Below are 19,298 nucleotides of genomic sequence, written 5' to 3'. Positions count from 1 at the left end.
TCAACGAAAGCTGACCCCTGTGGCGCGATTACTCCGCCGCTTCCTGCATGCGCGGCGCCGCGCCCAGCACCACGGCGTCGACATGGCTTTCGAATTTCTCGAAATTGACGGCGAACATGCCGACCAGCCGTGCCGCCTGCCGGTCATAGCCGGCCTTGTCGGCCCAGGTCGCCCGGGGGTCCAGAATCATCGGGTCGAGAATGGCGCTGTCGATGCCCGGCACAACCACCGGCACCTCGAAACCGAAATGAGGGTCGGTGCGGAACTCGGCCGTCTTCAGCGAGCCGTCGAGTGCGGCTGCAAGCAAGGCGCGCGTCGCCTTGATCGGCATGCGCTTGCCGGTGCCGTAGGCGCCGCCGGTCCAGCCGGTATTGACCAGCCAGCAATCGGCGCCGTGGCGGGCAATCAGCTCGCGCAGCAGATTGCCGTATTCGGAAGGGTGGCGCGGCATGAACGGCGCACCGAAACAGGTCGAAAACGTCGCTTCGGGCTCGGTCACGCCCTTTTCGGTTCCGGCCACCTTGGCGGTGTAGCCGGACAGGAAATGATACATCGCCTGCGCCGGGGTCAGCCGCGCGATCGGCGGCATCACCCCGAACGCATCGGCGGTCAGCATGATGATGTTGTTGGGATGGTTGGCGCGGCCGGTCTTGCTGGCATTGGGGATGAAGTCCAGCGGGTAGGCGCAGCGTGTGTTCTCGGTCAGTCTTCCGTCGTTGAAATCCGGCACGCCATCAGCGTCGAGCACGACATTTTCCAGCACCGTGCCGAAGCGCTGCGTGGTGGCGAAGATTTCCGGCTCGGCTTCCGCCGACAGCTTGATCGTCTTGGCGTAGCAGCCGCCTTCGAAATTGAAGATGCCGTGCGGTCCCCAGCCATGCTCGTCGTCGCCGATCAGCGTGCGCGAGGGATCGGCCGAGAGCGTCGTCTTGCCGGTGCCCGACAGGCCGAAGAAGATGGCGGCGTCGCCGGCCGCACCCTCATTGGCCGAGCAATGCATCGGCATCACGCCTTTCGCCGGCAGCAGATAGTTGAGCATGGTGAACACCGACTTCTTCATCTCGCCGGCATAGGAGGTGCCGCCGATCAGCACGATCTTGCGCGAAAGATCGACGGCGATCACCGTTTCGGTGCGGCTGCCGTGACGAAGGGGATCGGCGCGGAAGGACGGCAGGTCGATGATCGTCATCTCAGGCACGAACTGTTCGAGTTCGGCGGCATCCGGACGGATCAGCAGATTGCGGATGAACAGCGAGTGCCAGGCAAATTCGGTGATCACCCTGGTCGGCAGCCTCGACTCCGCATCGGCGCCGCCGACCAGATCCTGGACGTATAGGTCCTTGTCCGCGGCATGCGCCTGGAAATCGGCGAGCAGCGTGTCGAACTGGGCCGGCGAGATCGCCTTGTTGTTGTCCCACCAGACATGTGGTTCGGTGGCGCCATCGCGGACGACGAACTTGTCCTTGGGCGAGCGGCCGGTGTGCTGTCCGGTCTCGGCGACCAGCGCGCCATGGGCGGTCAAGCGGGCCTCGCCGCGCCGGATCGATTCCTCATAAAGGGCAGCCGCACCGAAATTATAGCGCACCACGCCGGTGGTTTTCAGGCCGATATGATCGATCGCGCAGGCGGAATTGCGTTTGCCGACTTCCGACATCGAGTGTCCCTCTTGGATTTGCCGCATCTTTGCCGGCACGTTTCCAGCACGCCCACTACGCGGGCTGAGATGGTCAGAACCAGAAAAGGCAAATGATATCAAATCATTAATCGATTTAAATATTTTGAAAGTTGTTTAAATCGTTTATATGTGCAAAAAGTTTCGCGGTTGCCCAAAGGATTGGCGATGTACGTTCGTCCAATCCATGTCGAGGTAGGATTGTGGCCGCCGGCATGCCGCGCGTGACAGCGGACAAGGCCTATGCCACATTTTGTACCTAATTTGTCCTGCAAAAGCCCCTTCTCTACGACAGAAGGGACAGCTCATGAGGGAGCCGCTTGAAATGGCAACAATCGCGCTTGTCGATGACGACCGCAACATTCTGACATCGGTGTCGATCGCCCTGGAATCCGAGGGGTATCGCGTCGAGACCTACACGGATGGTGCGTCGGCGCTGGAAGGCCTGGCGGCACGCCCGCCGAACCTTGCCATCCTCGACATCAAGATGCCGCGCATGGACGGCATGGAACTGCTGCGCCGGATGCGCCAGAAGTCAGACCTGCCGGTGATCTTCCTGACCTCCAAGGACGACGAGATCGATGAATTGTTCGGCCTCAAGATGGGCGCCGACGATTTCATCCGCAAACCCTTCTCGCAGCGCCTGCTGGTCGAGCGGGTGCGCGCCGTGCTGCGCCGCGCCAGTGCCCGCGAGGCTGCCGCCAAGACGCCAAGCCAGCAGGCCCGCTCGCTCGAGCGCGGCCAGCTCGTCATGGACCAGGAGCGCCACACCTGCACCTGGAAAGGCGAGCCGGTGACGCTCACCGTCACCGAGTTCCTGATCCTGCATTCGCTGGCGCAGCGTCCCGGTGTCGTAAAAAGCCGTGATGCGCTGATGGATTCGGCCTATGATGAACAGGTCTATGTCGACGATCGCACCATCGACAGCCACATCAAGCGGCTGCGCAAGAAGTTCAAGGCCGTCGACGACGACTTCGAGATGATCGAAACCCTTTACGGAGTCGGATACCGGTTCCGCGAAGCGTAATGATGCATGTCGCTCAAAAGTGGTCCCGGTTTTGGGATGCCGACATGCATCAAAGCAAGGTAATCCATGTCGCCCAAAAGTGGTCCCGGTTTTGGGACAACGACATGCATCAGGCCAAGGACTAGGCGGGAGCTGCTATTCGATGGCAGTGGAAGCACAGCGAACAAGACCGGCGGGCGCCTCCAGGCGGCCGTCGCGGATCATGCCGTCCTTCGTCTCGAAGATCACGGTGCCGATGCGCCGCTTCCTTGGCCATCATATCTTTTCCAGCCTGACGCGGCGTATCCTGTTCCTCAACCTTGCCGGCCTCGCCGTCCTGGTGACCGGCATCCTCTATCTCAACACCTTCCGAGACGGGCTGATCGACGCCCGCGTCGAAAGCCTGATGACCCAGGGCGAGATCATCGCCGGTGCGATCGCCGCGTCGGCGACGGTCGAGACGGATTCGATCAGCATCGACCCGGAAAAGCTGCTTGAACTGCAGGCCGGCGAAAGCCTGGGGCCGGGCTCCGACCAGCTCGACAATCTCGACTTCCCGATCAACCCGGAGCGCGTCGCCCCGGTGCTGCGAAGGCTGATCTCGCCGACCAGGACCCGCGCCCGCATCTATGACCGCGACGCCAATCTGCTGCTCGATTCACGCCACCTCTATTCGCGTGGCCAGATCCTGCGCTACGACCTGCCGCCGGTCGAGGAGGAAGAGCCCGATCTGGTCGAGCGCATCCAGAAATTCGTCTTCGACTTCTTCCGCAACACCGAGCTGCCGGTCTATCACGAGCAGCCGGGCGGCAATGGCGCCGCTTTCCCGGAAGTGGTCAAGGCTCTCACCGGCAGCCCGTCGACCATCGTGCGCGTCAGCGAGCAGGGCGAGCAGATCGTTTCGGTGGCGGTGCCGATCCAGCGCTTTCGTGCTGTTCTGGGCGTGCTGATGCTGTCGACCGAAGGCGGCGACATCGACAAGATCGTCGCTGCCGAGCGCAAGGCGATCCTGCGCGTCTTCGGTATCGCGGCGCTTGTCACCGCCATCCTGTCGATGCTGCTTGCCTCCACCATCGCCAATCCGCTGCGCCGGCTGTCGGCGGCGGCGGTGCGGGTGCGGCGCGGCGTCAAGAGCCGTGAGGAAATTCCCGATTTTTCCGACCGTCAGGACGAGATCGGCAATCTGTCGATCGCCATACGCGACATGACCAACGCGCTCTACGCCCGCATCGAGGCGATCGAAAGCTTCGCGGCCGATGTCTCGCACGAACTGAAGAACCCGCTGACGTCGCTGCGCAGCGCGGTGGAAACCTTGCCGCTGGCCAAGAACGACGATTCGCGCGGCCGGCTGATGGATATCATCCAGCACGATGTCAGGCGGCTGGACCGGCTCATCACCGATATTTCCGACGCATCGCGCCTGGACGCGGAACTCGCGCGTGAAGATGCGGGGACGGTTGACCTGAAGAAATTCATCACCGATCTGGTCGCCGTTTCGCGCGAAGCGACGCGTAACAAGAAGGCGGTCGAGATCGAGTTCAAGGCCGCCAAACTGCCGCAGGGCGTCAAAGGCTACGTCGTCGTCGGGCATGATCTGCGCATCGGCCAGGTCATCACCAATTTGATCGAGAACGCCCGTTCCTTCGTTCCCGAGGATCATGGCCACATCAGCCTGTCGCTGGCGCGTGCCGGCAAGTTCAACATCGTCACCATCGATGATAATGGCCCCGGCATCCGGGCCGACAACATCGACCGCATCTTCGAGCGCTTCTACACGGACCGGCCGGCCGGCGAGGCATTCGGCCAGAATTCGGGCCTTGGCCTGTCGATATCCAGGCAGATCGTCGAAGCCCATGGCGGCACGCTGACCGCCGAGAACATCCCCGGCACCAAACCCGGCGAGATCAAGGGCGCGCGTTTCGTGGTCACGTTGCCGGCCGAAGCATGATCCCGAAAAATGGGAATCGGTTTTCTCGGACGAACGGTTTCGTTCGTCCAGAGTTCATGCTTCATTTAAAGGCATGATCGTGCAGCCTGAAAACATTCACGCGACAATGGTTTTGATCGGCGAGCGCGGCATTCTCGTCACCGGAGCCTCCGGTTCGGGCAAGACGACGCTGGCGCTGGCCCTCCTCGATCATTGTCGCCAGCGCGGCCTGTTCTCGCGGCTCGTCGGTGACGATCAGCTCTTTGTCGAGGCGCATGCAGGGCGGCTTCTCTGCCGCGCTCCCGCCACCATAGAAGGCCTCGTCGAGGTGCCTGGGCTCGGGCCGCGAGCGGTGCCGTTCGAGCCCGCCGCCATTGTCGACTTGCATGTCCGCCTGACGCCGGCCGGTGAAACGGCACGCTTTCAGGAGGATGCCGACACCAGCATCGCCGGCTGTCGGGTGCCGCGCATCGATGCGGTCGAACGCAACGTCGCTGCCGCCTTGCCGGTCGTGATGGCGCGGCTGTCGATCGCGCCTTTTCTATGATCCGTTCCGGGTTTTTTGCTGCAATGCGTCAAAATGGCATGTGCCTGCGCAATTTTGGGCTTGTCAACGGGCCGTGCGTCGACAAGATAGCGCTCCCGCCGCCTGGATTGGCTGGCGAGCATAAAATGCGCCTGTGAAGCGGCGATGACGGGAGCCACCAAAGAATGATCGGACTCGTGCTTGTAACGCACGGTCAACTGGCCACCGAGTTCCGACATGCCGTCGAACATGTCGTCGGGCCACAAGACAATTTCGAAACCGTGGCGATCGGTGCCGACGACGATATGGAGCAGCGTCGCCGCGACATCGTCGACGCTGTTGCCCGTGTCGATACCGGGGCGGGCGTTATCGTGCTGACCGACATGTTCGGCGGCACGCCCTCCAACCTTGCCATCTCGGTGATGGAATCCGGCCGCACCGAGGTGATCGCCGGCATGAACCTGCCGATGCTGATCAAGCTCTCCTCGATCCGCAAGGGCGACAATATGGCCGCCGCGCTCGATGAGGCTCAGGCCGCCGGCCGCAAATACATCAATGTCGCCAGCCAGCTCCTGAGCAGCAAATGACCGCGCTGTCCCCGGAAAAAGACCAAATTGTCCGGGATTTTCCCATCATCAACCAACGTGGCCTTCATGCGCGCGCTTCGGCGAAGTTTGTCCAGCTGGCCAGCGGCTTCGATGCCTCGGTGCATGTCGAGAAGGATGGCGTCAAGGTCGGCGGCACCTCGATCATGGGCCTGATGATGCTGGCGGCAAGCCCCGGCTATTCGATCCGCGTCACCGCGAGCGGGCCGGAAGCCCGGCAGGTCATCGACGCCCTGGAGCAGCTGGTGGCGTCCCGCTTTGGCGAGGAATGCTGATCAGGTAGAGCGCCGATGCGTGTCTGAGAGACATGCAGGGATAAAGATTTCTTTATATCCCATTGTCGTCCTTGCTCCGATCTGCTAGTCAGGCCGGCAATTCGCGCCCTTCGACGCGCCGACCGGCGCGGGCGTGCCCGCAACAAATTCGCAAGCACAACATTCGCATCGGAGTACTGCCATGACGGGTAGCAAGGACTATGTGGTCGCCGACATCTCGCTTGCCGGCTGGGGCCGCAAGGAACTCGAGATCGCCGAAACCGAAATGCCGGGCCTGATGGCCTGCCGTGAGGAATTCGGTCCCAAGCAGCCGCTCAAGGGCGCGCGCATCACCGGCTCGCTGCACATGACGATCCAGACGGCGGTGCTGATCGAGACGCTGAAGGAGCTGGGCGCCGATATCCGCTGGGCCTCCTGCAACATCTTCTCGACCCAGGACCATGCGGCCGCGGCCATCGCCGAAGCCGGCATCCCGGTGTTCGCCGTCAAGGGCGAGTCGCTCGAGGAGTATTGGGACTACACCGACAAGATCTTCCAGTGGGCCGACGGCGGCCTCTCCAACATGATCCTCGATGATGGCGGCGATGCCACCATGTACATCCTGATCGGCGCCCGCGCCGAGGCCGGCGAGGATGTGCTGTCCAACCCGCAGAGCGAGGAAGAGGAATACTTCTACGCCCAGGTCAAGAAGCGCCTGAAGGCTTCGCCCGGCTTCTTCACCAAGCAGAAGGCGGCGATCCGCGGCGTCACCGAAGAGACGACCACCGGCGTCAACCGGCTCTATCAGCTGCAGAAGAAGGGCCTGCTGCCCTTCCCCGCCATCAACGTCAACGACTCGGTCACCAAGTCGAAGTTCGACAACAAATATGGCTGCAAGGAATCGCTGGTCGACGGCATCCGCCGCGGCACCGACACGATGATGGCCGGCAAGGTCGCTGTCGTGTGCGGTTATGGCGACGTCGGCAAGGGCTCGTCGGCCTCGCTCAAGGGCGCCGGCGCCCGCGTCAAGGTCACCGAGGTCGATCCGATTTGCGCGCTGCAGGCGGCGATGGACGGGTTTGAAGTCGTCACGCTGGAAGATGCGGCCCCCACCGCCGACATCGTCATCACCACCACCGGCAACAAGGATGTCGTCACCCTCGACCATATGCGCTCGATGAAGGACATGGTCATCGTCGGCAACATCGGCCACTTCGACAATGAGATCCAGGTCGCCGCGCTGCGCAATTTGAAATGGACCAACGTCAAGCCGCAGGTCGACATGATCACCTTCGCGGACGGCAAGCGGATGATCCTTTTGTCGGAAGGGCGGCTGCTCAATCTCGGCAACGCCACAGGCCACCCGAGCTTCGTCATGTCGGCATCCTTCACCAACCAGGTGCTGGCGCAGATCGAACTCTACACCAAGCCCGGCCAGTACGAGAACCAGGTCTATGTCCTGCCCAAGCATCTCGACGAAAAGGTCGCGCGCCTGCATCTCGACAAGCTCGGCGCCCGTCTGACCGAACTGTCGGGTGAACAAGCCGCCTATATCGGCGTCACGCCGCAGGGCCCGTTCAAGCCGGAACACTACCGCTATTAACCAAAGCTAAAATTACTACCAGATATTGAGGTCGGGCGATTGACTTTTCGCCCGGCCTTATTTTTGCGCGCCATCAGCCTTCACGGCGATTCGGCGAGGGGTTATTGTCAGGTGATTCGGCGATGCTTCCAGCCCGAGAGGGTCAAGAGAGGCACGCATCAGGGCGGTCTTGCATTCAGGCGGCGGAGAGGACCAAGACATGCCGGGGCAACACCCGCACAGAGCGGGACGGGCCGTTTCCGGCGGCCATGACGATTCGGGGATTGCTGGCTCCGCCCTGGAAGGCGGGAGCCTGTCCTGGCGCGCCCGTGCGTCGACATTCCTTGCCACCTCCGCGCTCGCGGGCCCCTTGGCTGGCGCCGTCGCGCATGCCGAAACCGCTGCTGCCAGCGTCGCGGGACTGTCGGTGAGCGCCATCGAGGTCATGCAGCTTGCCGTGTTCGTCGGCGTGACGGGTGCCGCACTGATATCGGCCATCGTTCTCATCCGCGAAAGAGCCCGCACCTCGGCGGAGAATGTCGAACTCAGGAGCCGCCTCGCCGACATCAACGCGGCGCTCCGCCGCTCCGAGGCGCTGCTCAATCTCCGTGACCAGCGCGTGGTCGTCTGGGCCGCGGAAAACAAGAAGCCCGAGCTTATCGGCACATTGCCCGTCGAAAGCGGCGCTCCCGAGGATAGGGCCGCTTTTCTCGCTTTCGGCCGCTGGCTGATGCCGCGTTCGGCGGCGGCACTCGAACATGCCGTCGCGGGATTGCGCGAGAAGGCCAAACCCTTCGACCTCGTCATCGAATCGCAGGCCGGTGCGCCGCTCGAAGTGCATGGCCGCAAGAGTGCCGCGCATGTGCTCGTGCGTTTCGTCTCGCTCTCGGAGACGCAGCGCAGCCAGGCCAGGCTGAAGATCGAGAACCAGCGGCTGGCCGCCGACCACGACACGATGATCGGCCTGCTCGACGCGCTGAACATGCCGGCATGGCTCCGCGGCGAGGGTGGCGGGCTGAAGTGGGTCAACCGCGCCTATGCCGATGCCGTCGAAGCCGAAAATGCCGAAGCCGCGGTCCGGGAGAAAAAAGAGTTCCTCGGCGGCCAGGCGCGCGATGCGATTGCCGCCCAGCACAAGACGCATCCGGTTTTCGAGCAGTCGCTGTCCACCGTGATCGAAGGTGACCGCCGTGTGTTCGCGGTCACCGATTTCGCCGGCAGCGATGGCTCGGCCGGCCTTGCCTGTGACACCAGTGCCATTGAGGCCGTTCGCGGCGAATACGAACGGACGGTGCGAAGCCACGCCGACACGCTCGACCAGCTCAACACGGCAGTCGCCATTTTCGACACCGACGAGAAGCTGCGGTTCTTCAATCAAGCCTTCCAGAAGCTTTGGGGGCTGGACGCCGGCTTCCTGCACAGCGCACCCGACAATGCCTTGCTGCTCGACCGGCTGCGCAGCGAAGGCAAGATCGCCGAACAGCCTGAATGGCGCCGCTGGAAGGAAGGCCTGCTCGGCGCCTATCGCGCCGTCGAATCCCAGGAACATTGGTGGCATCTGCCGGATGGCAAGACCATTCGCGTCGTCGCCAATCCGCAGCCCAAGGGCGGCGTGACCTGGGTGTTCGAGAACCTGACCGAGAAGATGGACCTCGAAAGCCGCTACCAGACAGCCGTGCGGGTTCAGGGCGAGACGCTCGACAATCTTGCCGAAGGCGTGGCGGTGTTCGGACCCGACGGCAGGCTCCGGCTGTCGAATCCTGCCTTTGCCACTCTCTGGGGATTGAGCGGTGAAGCGGCCAAGCCCAGTGTCCACGTGTCGACGATACGTGACCTCTGCGACCGGCAGGCCGCGGACAGCCCCTGGCCCAGCTTCGTTGCCGCCATCACCGGCTTTGACGACGAGCGCCGCGACCGCCACGGACAGACCGAGCTCAACAACGGCAATGTGCTGAGTTACGCCATGATCCCGCTGCCCAACGGGCAGGTGATGATGACCTTCGTCGACGTGACCGACAGCGTCCATGTAGAGCGGGCGCTGAAGGACAAGAACGAGGCGCTGCAAAAATCCGACCAGCTCAAGAACGAATTCGTCCAGCACGTCTCCTATGAACTGCGCTCGCCGCTGACCAACATTATCGGCTTCACCGAACTCCTGTCGCAGCCCACGACCGGTCCGCTGACGCAGAAACAGCGCGAATATGTCGAGCATGTCAGCTCGTCCTCCGCGGTCCTGCTCACCATCGTCAACGATATCCTCGACCTGGCGACGGTGGACGCCGGCATCATGCAGCTCGACATTTCCGAGGTGCAGGTCGATCGCACCATCGCCGCTGCGGCCGAACTGGTGGCCGACCGGCTGGAAGAGCATTCGATCAGTCTCCAGGTGGACGCCATCGCGGCGCCGAAGACGTTTCACGGCGATGAGGTCCGCGTCCGCCAGATCCTCTACAATCTGCTCAGCAACGCCGCCAATTACGCCCCGGAAGCCAGCATCATCCGGCTCACATGCCGCCATCTGGCGGATGGGGTGGAATTCTCGGTTCATGACGATGGTCCCGGCATGCCGCCGGATGTGCTCGATTCGGTGTTCCGCCGTTTCGAGCCGCGCGCCAATGGCGGCCGCCGGCGCGGCGCCGGCCTCGGCCTGTCGATCGTCAAGAGCTTCGTCGAGCTGCATGGCGGCAGCGTTCGCATCGAAACCGGCAAGGACAAGGGCACGACCGTCATCTGCACCTTTCCAGACATGCCGGGCATCCGCGCCGCGGCCGAGTAGCGCGCTCGATGACGGGATTGGTGCTGGAGCGTTTACTCGCCGACGAAACACACACAGCGCGGCTGGGCGAGGATCTTGCGCTGTCGCTGCGCCCAGGCGACGTGCTTGCCCTCAAGGGCGATCTCGGCGCCGGCAAGTCGACGCTGGCGCGGGCCTTGATCAGGACCTTGGCCGACGATGCCGGCCTCGAGGTTCCGAGTCCGACCTTCACGCTGGTGCAGAGCTACGACACCCGCATTCCGGTCCATCATTTCGATCTATACCGCCTGTCCTCGGCGGACGAGCTCGATGAGCTTGGGTTCGACGAAGCCCTGGCGCAGGGTGCTGCTTTGGTCGAATGGCCGGAACGGGCGGAAGCCCATCTGCCGAAAACCACGGTCCTGATCGAGCTCGTCCAGCATGGCGACGGCCGGCTGGCGCGATTGTCAGGCCAGGGTGATGCCTTCGATCGGGCGGCACGATCGCTGGCCATGCGCGACTTTCTTGTGAACGCCGGCTGGGGGGAAGCGCAGCGCCGCCATTTCATCGGCGATGCTTCGGCCCGCTCCTACGAGATCGTTTCGTTGCCGGACCAAAAGCCTCGGGTCTTGATGAACTCGCCACGGCTGGTTCTCGGTCCGCCTGTGCGCGACGGCAAGCCCTATGCCGAGATCGCGCATACCGCTCAGTCGGTCTCCGCCTTCGTCGCCATCGACCGCGCCTTGAAGGAAGGTGGCGTCAGCGTTCCGCAAATCCATGCCGAGGACCAGGAGCAAGGTTTCCTGCTGCTCGAACATCTTGGTTCCGAAGGTTTCCTCGGCGGCGATGGCCAGCCGCTGGCCGAGCGTTGCGCAGCGGCGGCCGAGCTGCTGGCCATGATGCATGGCAGGGCCTGGCCGCAGCGCCTGGAAACAGGGCAAGGCGGCTTCCACGATGTGCCGCCTTTCGACCGCGATGCCATGATGATCGAAGCCGATCTGCTGGTCGATTGGTACGTGCCGGCGATATCGGGCAGCCCGGCAAGCGACAGCTTGCGCGCCGGCTACCACAAGCAATGGAACGCACTCCTCGACCGGCTGCAGGGCCGCGAGGTCACGCTGATGCTGCGCGACTTCCATTCGCCCAACATCATCTGGCGCGGCGACCGTTCAGGGCATGATCGATTGGGCATTGTCGATTTCCAGGATGCGCTGATCGGCCCTTGCGCCTATGACGTCGCCTCGCTCGCTATGGACGCGCGGGTCACCATCTCGCCCGAGATCGAGAAACAGACGCTGGATGCCTATGTCACGGCGCGCCACGCAGCCGGGGCTTTCGACGAAGCAAGCTTCCTGGAATCCTACGCCGTCATGGCGGCGCAGCGAAACTCCAAGATACTCGGTATCTTCGTTCGCCTCGAAAAACGCGACGGCAAGCCCTATTATCTGAAGCACCTGCCGCGCATCCGCGACTATCTGCGCCGGGCTCTGTCTCATCCGGCGCTGGCAAGCCTGCGCGAGTTCTACGACGCCCACGGTTTGCTGGAGGAGCGAGCGCTGTGACAGCAAGACCGGACACCGCCATCGTACTTGCCGCCGGGCTTGGCAAACGCATGCGGCCGATCACCGACACCATTCCCAAGCCACTGGTCAAGATTGCCGGCAAGACGTTGCTCGACTGGAGCCTCGACAGCCTGGCCGCCGCCGGCGTCGCGAAGGCCGTGGTCAACGTCCACTACTTTCCCGAACAGATCGTCGCCCATGTCACTGCCCGCCGCGCGCCAAACATCGTCATTTCTGACGAGAGCGAACAACTGCTCGATTCCGCCGGCGGCATCGTCAAGGCGTTGCCCGAACTGGGCGATCAGCCCTTCTACATCCTCAACGCCGACACGTTCTGGATCGATGACGGTCCTCTCAATCTCCAGCGCCTCGCCCTTGCATGGGACGCGGCGAAAATGGATATTCTGCTGATGCTGGCGGATCTCCAACAGGCGACCGGACACTGCGGCAGCACCGATTTCCTGGTGGCGCCGGATGGCGGCTTGCGGCGTTCGCAAGGCGACCCGGCGGGGCTGATCTATGCCGGGGCGGCGATCGTCCATCCGCGCCTGTTCGAGGGTGCACCGGCCGGGCCGCACTCGCTCAACGCCTATTTCGATTCCGCCATCGCGGCCGGCCGCCTGTTCGGCATGCCCATGCATGGCCACTGGGTCACCGTCGGCACGCCCGATGCCGTACCGCTCGCGGAAGCGGCGGTCGCCGGCGCGCTCATCGAGTCGCAATGAGCGGCTCCAGCCGCGTTTTCTCGATCCCGCCCGGAGCGCCGTTTCTGCCGACGCTTGCCGAGGCGCTGCTTGCCGGTCGCCTTGTTCCGGGGTTTCGATTTGACGGCGACCCGCTCGCTTTGGCCGATGTCACCATCTATGTGCCGACACGCCGTGCCGCGCGTGCCTTGCGGGGTGTCTTCGTCGACAGCCTGGCGGCACGCGGCGGCGGCGGCTCGGCAATCCTGCCGGTCATCCGGCCGCTCGGCGAGTTCGACGAAGATGAGGCCGCGTTCGAGACCGAGGCATCGGCGGCCATCGATCTCGCGCCGCCGATTTCGGCAACCGAACGCCTGTTGCTGCTGACGCCGCTGGTGCGCGCCTGGAAACGCCGGCTGCCGGCACATGTCGCCGCCCTCTTTGCCGAGGAGATCGTCATCCCGGCTTCCACCGCCGACGCGATCTGGCTGGCGCGCGATCTCGCCCGGCTGATGGACGAGATCGAGACGGAAGGAACGGACTGGGCCAAGCTCACCGATCTGGTGACCGGCAACCTTGCCGGATGGTGGCAGGTGACCCTCGAATTCCTCGGCATCGTCACCGAAGCCTGGCCGAAATTCCTCGCGGAAAGCGACCGCTCCAATCCGGCCGCGCATCGCAGCGCGCTGATCCGCGCCGAGGCGGCGCGGCTGCTGCGCAATCCGCCCGCTGGCCCGGTCATCGCCGCAGGGTCGACCGGCTCGATCCCCGCCACGGCTGAACTGCTTGCCGCCATCGCGCGCCTGCCCGGCGGCGCCATTGTGCTGCCGGGTCTCGACCGAACGCTGGACGAAGCGTCATTCCAGGCGATTGCCGCGCCCGGCGCGCGTCCAGCTGTGCTCGGCCACCCGCAATATGGCCTGGCCAGGCTGATAGGCAAGATCGGCGTATTGCGCGGCGACGTCGAGGAGATTGGCGTGGCCGAACCGCGACTTGCGCTTCGCGCCGCTCTTGTCGGCGAAGCGCTGCGGCCGGCCGAAACCACCGAACTCTGGGCCGAGACACGTGCGGGCTTCCCGGCGTCCCACATTGCCGGCGCCTTCGCCGAGGTGACCCTGCTCGAAGCTGCCAGCGAACGTGATGAAGCTGTCGCCATCGCCGTCGCGCTCAAGCGCGCGGTCGAACAGCCCGGCCAAAGGGCGGCTCTCGTCACCGGCGATCGCGCATTGGCACGGCGCGTCTCGATCGAGCTCCAGCGCTTCGGCGTCGTCGCCGACGATTCCGGTGGCACGCCGCTCGCCAACACCCCGGCGGCCAGCCTGCTCAGGCTGGCGCTCGAGGCATTGTTCAGGCCAGGCGATCCGGTTGGCCTGCTGTCGCTGCTCAAGCATCCGCTGCTTGGCCTCGGCCTCGAACGGGCCGATGTGCGCCACGCGGCGGAACTCGTCGAGCTGGTGGCGCTGCGCGGCGGCACCGGCCGCCCAGACATCGTTTCGCTGCCGGAACTGTTCGAGGCCCGCCTCACCGGCCTGGGCGGCGGCAGTCGACAGCCCTTCTGGTTTTCCCGGCTGACCGTGCGCTCCATCGAAACTGCCCGGAATTTGCTTGAACGTCTCAAGCAAGCGCTGGCGCCGCTCGCAGCCTTCCGCGGCCGGGATGACGCCAACCTTGCCGCGCTTGTCAGGGCCAGTGTCGTCTCACTCGAAAATCTCGGCCGCACCGCCGACGGTGGTCTTGGCGAGCTCTATGCCGGTGACGCCGGTGAAAAGCTTGCCGAACTGCTGCGCGGGCTGGTCTCGGCTTCGGCTTCACTGTCCTTCGCGGCGACCGAGTGGCCCGATATCATGGCGGCGCTGATCGCGCCTGAAACGGTCAAGCCGGCACAAGGCACCGACCGGAACATCGCCATCTGGGGTGCGCTGGAAGCCCGATTGCAGACCGTCGACACGCTGGTCATCGGCGGGCTCAACGAGGGCGTATGGCCGCGCAAGCCCGAGAGCGACCGCTTCATGTCGCGGCTGATGAAGACCGGCATCGACCTCGAACCGCCCGAGCGGCGCATCGGCCTTGCCGCGCATGATTTCCAGATGGCCATGGGCGCTGGGAAAGTGGTGCTGTCCCGCTCGGCGCGTGCCGGCGACGCCCCCGCCGTGCCGTCGCGCTGGCTGCAGCGGCTGCTGACCTTCATCGGCAGCGACCAGGCAGCGGAGCTGCGCCGGCGTGGCGACGAACTGCTCGCCTGGGCGCGCGCGCTGGATACCGGCCCAAGGCAGGATTTCGCGCCACGGCCGCAGCCGAAGCCGCCGCTGTCGGTGCGCCCGACGCATTTCTCGGTCACCGAGATCGAGACCCTGCGCCGTGACCCCTACGCCGTCTATGCGAGACGCATCCTTGGCCTGATGCCGCTCGATCAGGTCATCCGCGATCCTGGTGCGGCCGAGCGCGGCACGCTGTTTCACGCCATCCTGCACCTGTTCTCAGGCAGTGTCGCCGATCCGCGCACCCCCGAGGCGCTCGCCGGCCTTATCGCCGCCGGCCGCGCCTGTTTTGCCGGGGCCGCGCTTCCGGCCGATGTCGAGGCGGTGTGGTGGCCACGTTTCGAGAAACTCGCCGCCAACATCATCGAGTGGGAGCGCACGCGCGCCGATGCGGTGACAAGGCGTTATGCCGAGGAGCGCGCCGGCAAGACCGTTGTCGGCCAGTCCGGCGTGACTCTGTCCGGCTACGCCGACCGGGTCGACCTTTTGGCCGGTGGCATGGCCGACATACTGGATTACAAGACCGGTTCCTCGCCGTCCAAGGCGCAGGCGCACACACTGCTAGCGCCGCAACTGGCGCTGGAGGGTGCGCTGCTCAGGCGCGGCGCCTTCAAGGATTTAGGCGCGCGCGAGCCCTCTCAACTGGCCTTCATCAGGCTGAAGCCGAATGGCGAGGTGTTCGAGGAATCCATCCTCGAACACAATCGCCAGCCGCGGACCGCGACCGATCTTGCCGAAGAGGCCTGGGCGCGGCTGGAAAAGCTGTTGATCCACTATGCCGATCCTGCGACGGGTTATCTGTCGCGCGCGCTGCCGTTCCGCGAAGGCGAGACTGATGGCGACTACGACCATCTTGCCCGCGTGCTCGAATGGTCGGCAGGCGGCGATGCCGGTGACGAGGGAGGAGAGGCATGAAAAAGGCCTATCCGATCCCCAGCGACACCGCGACCAGCCAGGCCCGCGCCGCCGATCCCGGCAATTCCGCCTGGGTGTCGGCGAATGCCGGATCCGGCAAGACCCATGTGCTGGCCCAGCGCGTCATCCGGCTGCTGCTGCGCGGCACCGATCCGTCGAAGATACTGTGCCTGACCTATACGCGCGCCGCCGCCGCCAACATGTCCAACCGGGTGTTCTCGACACTGTCGGAGTGGACGACGCTTGGTGACGCGGATCTGGCGGCAAAGGTCGAGGCTCTGGAGGGGCGCCGGCCCGATCTCGAGACCATGCGCCGGGCGCGGCGCCTGTTCGCCGAGGCGCTGGAAACACCCGGCGGGCTGAAGATCCAGACCATCCATGCCTTCTGCGAATCGGTGCTGCACCAGTTCCCGCTGGAAGCCAACATCCCGGCCCATTTCGAGATGCTCGACGGCCAGATGGAAGCCTCGCTGTTTGCCGCGGCGCGCCGCGAGATGATTTCGGGCACATCCGCCGGCGACAGGGATCTGGCCGAGGCTTTTGCCGCCATTCTCGATCGGGGCGGCGAAGCCGGGCTCGACGCCTTGCTGGGTGAGATCGTGCGCAAGCGCGACGGCTTGCGCAATTTCATCGACGCCGTCGGGCGTGATGGCACGCGCTTCCAGGCCCTGTTCGACGAATTCCATTTCCATCCAGGCCAGACGGCCGAGGGCATAGCCGCTTCGGTATGGCCGTTGCCGGGTTTCCTGCCCGACTATTTTGCCGGCTTCGCCCACGCAGCCGAGGCCACCGACGCCAGATCGGTGCTGAACAACATCCTGCCCTATGCGCGGCAGGCTTTCGCCGAGGGCGATCCCATTCGGCGCCTGCAACTGCTGGCGCGAGCCTTCCTCAAGACCGATGGCGACGCCTACGACCCGGCAAAGGCCTTCAGGAAGGCCCTGGTCGACCGGCTGCCGGATCTGGCGGAGCGCTATCTCTCGGCCGCCAATGCCATCGTCGAAACCACCGACCGGCTGGCCCTGTTCCGGATGCTGGAGGGTACAAGAGCGGCGCTGACCATCGCCGACTGGCTGATCGCCCGCTACGAAATGCTGAAGCGCAGCCGCGGCTTTCTCGATTTCAACGACCTGATCACCCGCACCGTCAACCTGCTGGCGCGGCCAGACGCCGGCCCATGGGTGCAATACAAGCTTGACCAGGGCATCGACCATATCCTGCTCGACGAGGCGCAGGACACCAGCCCCGATCAATGGGAAGTGGTGAAGCGGCTGGCGGAAGAATTCTTTGCCGGCTTTGGCGCGCGCGACAGGGTCCATCGCACGGTCTTCGCCGTCGGCGACGAGAAGCAGTCGATCTATTCGTTCCAGGGTGCCGCCCCGGACTCCTTCGCCGACAGCCGGCTGTTGTTCGCCGGACGGGTGCGCGACGCCGAGGCGTCCTTTGCCGACCTCAAGCTGACCTGGTCGTTCCGCTCGACCGACGATGTTCTGACCGCGGTCGACCGCGTCTTTGCCGACGCGAGCGTGCGGCGCGGCATCAGCCATGATCCCGATCCGCTGCGCCACCAGGCGATCCGCACCGACGCACCGGGCTATGTCGAGGTGTGGCCGTCAGTCGGCGCCGATGTGGTCGACGAGCCCGACGACTGGACGCAAGCCATCGATCATGCGCATGCGCCGGCGGTGCGCGTGGCCGAGAACGTCGCCGCCACCATCGCCGGCTGGATCGGCAGTGGCGAAATCGTCGAAGGCCGCGGCAAGCGGCTGCGGCCGGGCGACGTGCTGGTGCTGGTGCGCAAGCGCGATCGCTTCGTCCATGCGCTGACCCGCGCACTCAAACGCCGCGACATTCCGGTCGCCGGCGCCGACCGGCTGAGCCTGCCTGGACACATCGCGGTCAAGGACCTGATTGCGCTCGGTCATCTCCTCATCCAGCCGCAGGACGATCTGTCGCTTGCCGCCGTGCTGCGCAGTCCGATCTTCGATCTGCCGGAAGAGACGCTTTTCACGCTCGCCGCGCAGAGGCCGTCCGGCTTGTCGCTGATCGCGTCGCTGCGACAGCACGCCGGCGACAGCGAGAGACTGGCGAAGATCGTCGCCCAGGTCGACATCTGGACGAACGAGGCCGCCTTCAAACCGGTGTTCGAGTTCTACGCCGGGCTGCTGGCGCGTGATGGCGTGCGCCGCAAGATGATCGCGCGGCTCGGGCCCGAAGCCGGCGACATCCTCGACGAGTTCCTCAGCTTCTGCCTGGCCGAGGAACGGACCGGCCTGCCGGGGCTTGAAGCCTTCCTGTCGACGCTGGAAAACGCCGGTCCCGAGATCAAGCGCGAGATGGACCAGACCCGCGACGAGGTCCGGGTCATGACCGTGCATGCCGCCAAGGGGCTGGAAGCGCCGGTCGTGTTCCTGGTCGATGGCGGTTCCGCCCCGTTCAGTGACCAGCATCTGCCGCGCCTGATGCCCGTCGATGGCTCCGGCGCGAATTGGGACGGCAAGGGCTATCTCTGGCGCTCTGCCAGCGACGTCGCCAACGGCTTTTCCAAAGCAGCGGCGGCGCGGGCACGGGAACTCGCCGACGACGAATACCGCCGGCTGCTCTATGTCGGCATGACCCGTGCCGAGGACCGGCTGATCGTCTGCGGCTATCACGGCAAGCGGGCGCCGAACGCCGGCACCTGGCACTCGATCGTCAGCCGCGCGCTGATCGGCGCTCCGGAGAGCGAACAGCGTCCGCATCCCCCCGGTGGCGAACCGGTGCATCGTTTCCATGTCACCAAGCTGCCGCCCGTCGCACTGGCTTCCAGCGAGCAGGCGCGGCCGACAGATGCTTTCGGACCTTTGCCGTCGACCCTGTTTCGGCCCTTGCCGCCGTTCGAGGATCTGCCGCGTCCGCTCTCGCCATCGGGCCCCTCGGCGCTGATCGACGAAGGCAAGGAAGCTGTGGTCGACAAGGCGTCTCCGGTGCTGGACGCCGATGCCGAGCCGGGCTTTGCCGTGCTGCGCGGGCTTGCCCTGCACAAACTGCTGCAGATGCTGCCCGGCATTGCCGAGCCCGAACGCCAGCGCGCGGCGGAGCGCTATCTCTTGCGAACGGGCGCGGACTGGCCGCCGTCAGAGCGCGAAAAAACCCTGGCGGCGGTGACATCAATCCTTGCCGACGTCGGCTTCGGTCAGCTGTTTGCACCATCGTCACGTGCCGAGGTCGCGATCATGGGCAGCCTGGAAGTAAAGGGCAAAAAGCGCTCGATTTCCGGCAAGATCGACCGTTTGGCGGTGACGCCGGACACGGTATCGATTATCGACTACAAGACCAACCGGCCGGCGCCCGCCACTCTAGCCGAGGTGCCGCCAGCTTACCTGCTCCAGCTCGCGCTCTATCGCGCCCTGTTGCAGCCGCTCTATCCCGGCCGCACGGTAAAGGCGGCCCTGCTGTTCACCGAGGCGCCGCGGCTGATCGAGCTGCCGGCCGGTGCCATGGACGACGCCCTTGCCCGACTCACGGGAGCGTGACACAACACCTGCTTGAAGAAGGGCGCGATCGCCACCACATTTGGTGAGACAAAAACTTT

At 64.7% G+C, this 19,298-nt stretch carries 12 protein-coding genes; 11 read left to right on the top strand and 1 reads right to left on the bottom strand.

Going from position 1 to position 19,298, the window contains the following annotated elements; all coding sequences use genetic code 11:
* Positions 1–28: 28 nt before the first annotated feature.
* The gene (locus EJ079_RS05170) at positions 29–1,654 is read right to left on the bottom strand and encodes a phosphoenolpyruvate carboxykinase (protein WP_127808273.1); all 1,626 of its coding nucleotides are present in this window, start codon (positions 1,652–1,654) and stop codon (positions 29–31) included.
* 343 nt (positions 1,655–1,997) lie between these two features.
* On the opposite strand from EJ079_RS05170, the gene EJ079_RS05165 reads away from it, so the two are divergent.
* The 11 genes from EJ079_RS05165 to addA all read left to right on the top strand — a co-directional run bounded on the left by EJ079_RS05165 (position 1,998) and on the right by addA (position 19,239).
* Positions 1,998–2,699 (top strand): response regulator transcription factor, encoded by a 702-nt coding sequence (locus tag EJ079_RS05165; RefSeq protein ID WP_013528337.1) that lies wholly within the window; start codon positions 1,998–2,000, stop codon positions 2,697–2,699.
* 142 nt (positions 2,700–2,841) lie between these two features.
* On the top strand, positions 2,842–4,626 hold the full coding sequence (locus tag EJ079_RS05160; RefSeq protein WP_127808272.1) for a sensor histidine kinase: 1,785 nt from the start codon (positions 2,842–2,844) through the stop codon (positions 4,624–4,626).
* A 73-nt stretch (positions 4,627–4,699) separates the two neighbouring features.
* Positions 4,700–5,152: an HPr kinase/phosphorylase gene (locus tag EJ079_RS05155; protein ID WP_127395509.1), complete on the top strand. Its 453-nt coding sequence runs from the start codon at positions 4,700–4,702 to the stop codon at positions 5,150–5,152.
* Between the two features lie 164 nt (positions 5,153–5,316).
* Positions 5,317–5,718 carry a PTS sugar transporter subunit IIA gene (locus EJ079_RS05145; protein WP_010912939.1) on the top strand — a complete coding sequence of 134 codons (402 nt, stop codon included), beginning with the start codon at positions 5,317–5,319 and terminating at the stop codon, positions 5,716–5,718.
* Positions 5,715–6,011 (top strand): HPr family phosphocarrier protein, encoded by a 297-nt coding sequence (locus EJ079_RS05140; RefSeq protein WP_027039963.1) that lies wholly within the window; start codon positions 5,715–5,717, stop codon positions 6,009–6,011. Before EJ079_RS05145 ends, EJ079_RS05140 begins: the two co-directional genes overlap by 4 nt.
* A 181-nt stretch (positions 6,012–6,192) precedes the next feature.
* Positions 6,193–7,593, top strand: coding sequence for an adenosylhomocysteinase (gene ahcY / locus EJ079_RS05135; protein WP_023810629.1), 1,401 nt, complete (start codon positions 6,193–6,195; stop codon positions 7,591–7,593).
* A 199-nt stretch (positions 7,594–7,792) separates the two neighbouring features.
* Positions 7,793–10,348, top strand: coding sequence for a PAS domain-containing sensor histidine kinase (locus EJ079_RS05130; RefSeq protein ID WP_127808271.1), 2,556 nt, complete (start codon positions 7,793–7,795; stop codon positions 10,346–10,348).
* 8 nt (positions 10,349–10,356) lie between these two features.
* On the top strand, positions 10,357–11,868 hold the full coding sequence (tsaE, locus tag EJ079_RS05125) for a tRNA (adenosine(37)-N6)-threonylcarbamoyltransferase complex ATPase subunit type 1 TsaE (protein WP_127808270.1): 1,512 nt from the start codon (positions 10,357–10,359) through the stop codon (positions 11,866–11,868).
* On the top strand, positions 11,865–12,593 hold the full coding sequence (locus EJ079_RS05120; RefSeq protein ID WP_127808269.1) for a nucleotidyltransferase family protein: 729 nt from the start codon (positions 11,865–11,867) through the stop codon (positions 12,591–12,593). Before tsaE ends, EJ079_RS05120 begins: the two co-directional genes overlap by 4 nt.
* Positions 12,590–15,724 (top strand): double-strand break repair protein AddB, encoded by a 3,135-nt coding sequence (gene addB, locus EJ079_RS05115; protein ID WP_127808268.1) that lies wholly within the window; start codon positions 12,590–12,592, stop codon positions 15,722–15,724. The genes EJ079_RS05120 and addB overlap by 4 nt, the downstream gene beginning before the upstream one ends.
* Entirely contained in the window at positions 15,721–19,239 is a 3,519-nt protein-coding gene (gene addA, locus EJ079_RS05110; protein WP_127808267.1) for a double-strand break repair helicase AddA, read from the top strand. The genes addB and addA overlap by 4 nt, the downstream gene beginning before the upstream one ends.
* The last annotated feature ends 59 nt before the right edge of the window (positions 19,240–19,298 follow it).

The sequence above is a fragment of the Mesorhizobium sp. M7A.F.Ce.TU.012.03.2.1 genome (assembly GCF_004006095.1).
Lineage (GTDB): Bacteria > Pseudomonadota > Alphaproteobacteria > Rhizobiales > Rhizobiaceae > Mesorhizobium.
Note: the sequence above shows the minus strand (reverse complement) of the source record. Positions and strands in the feature narration are given on the sequence as shown.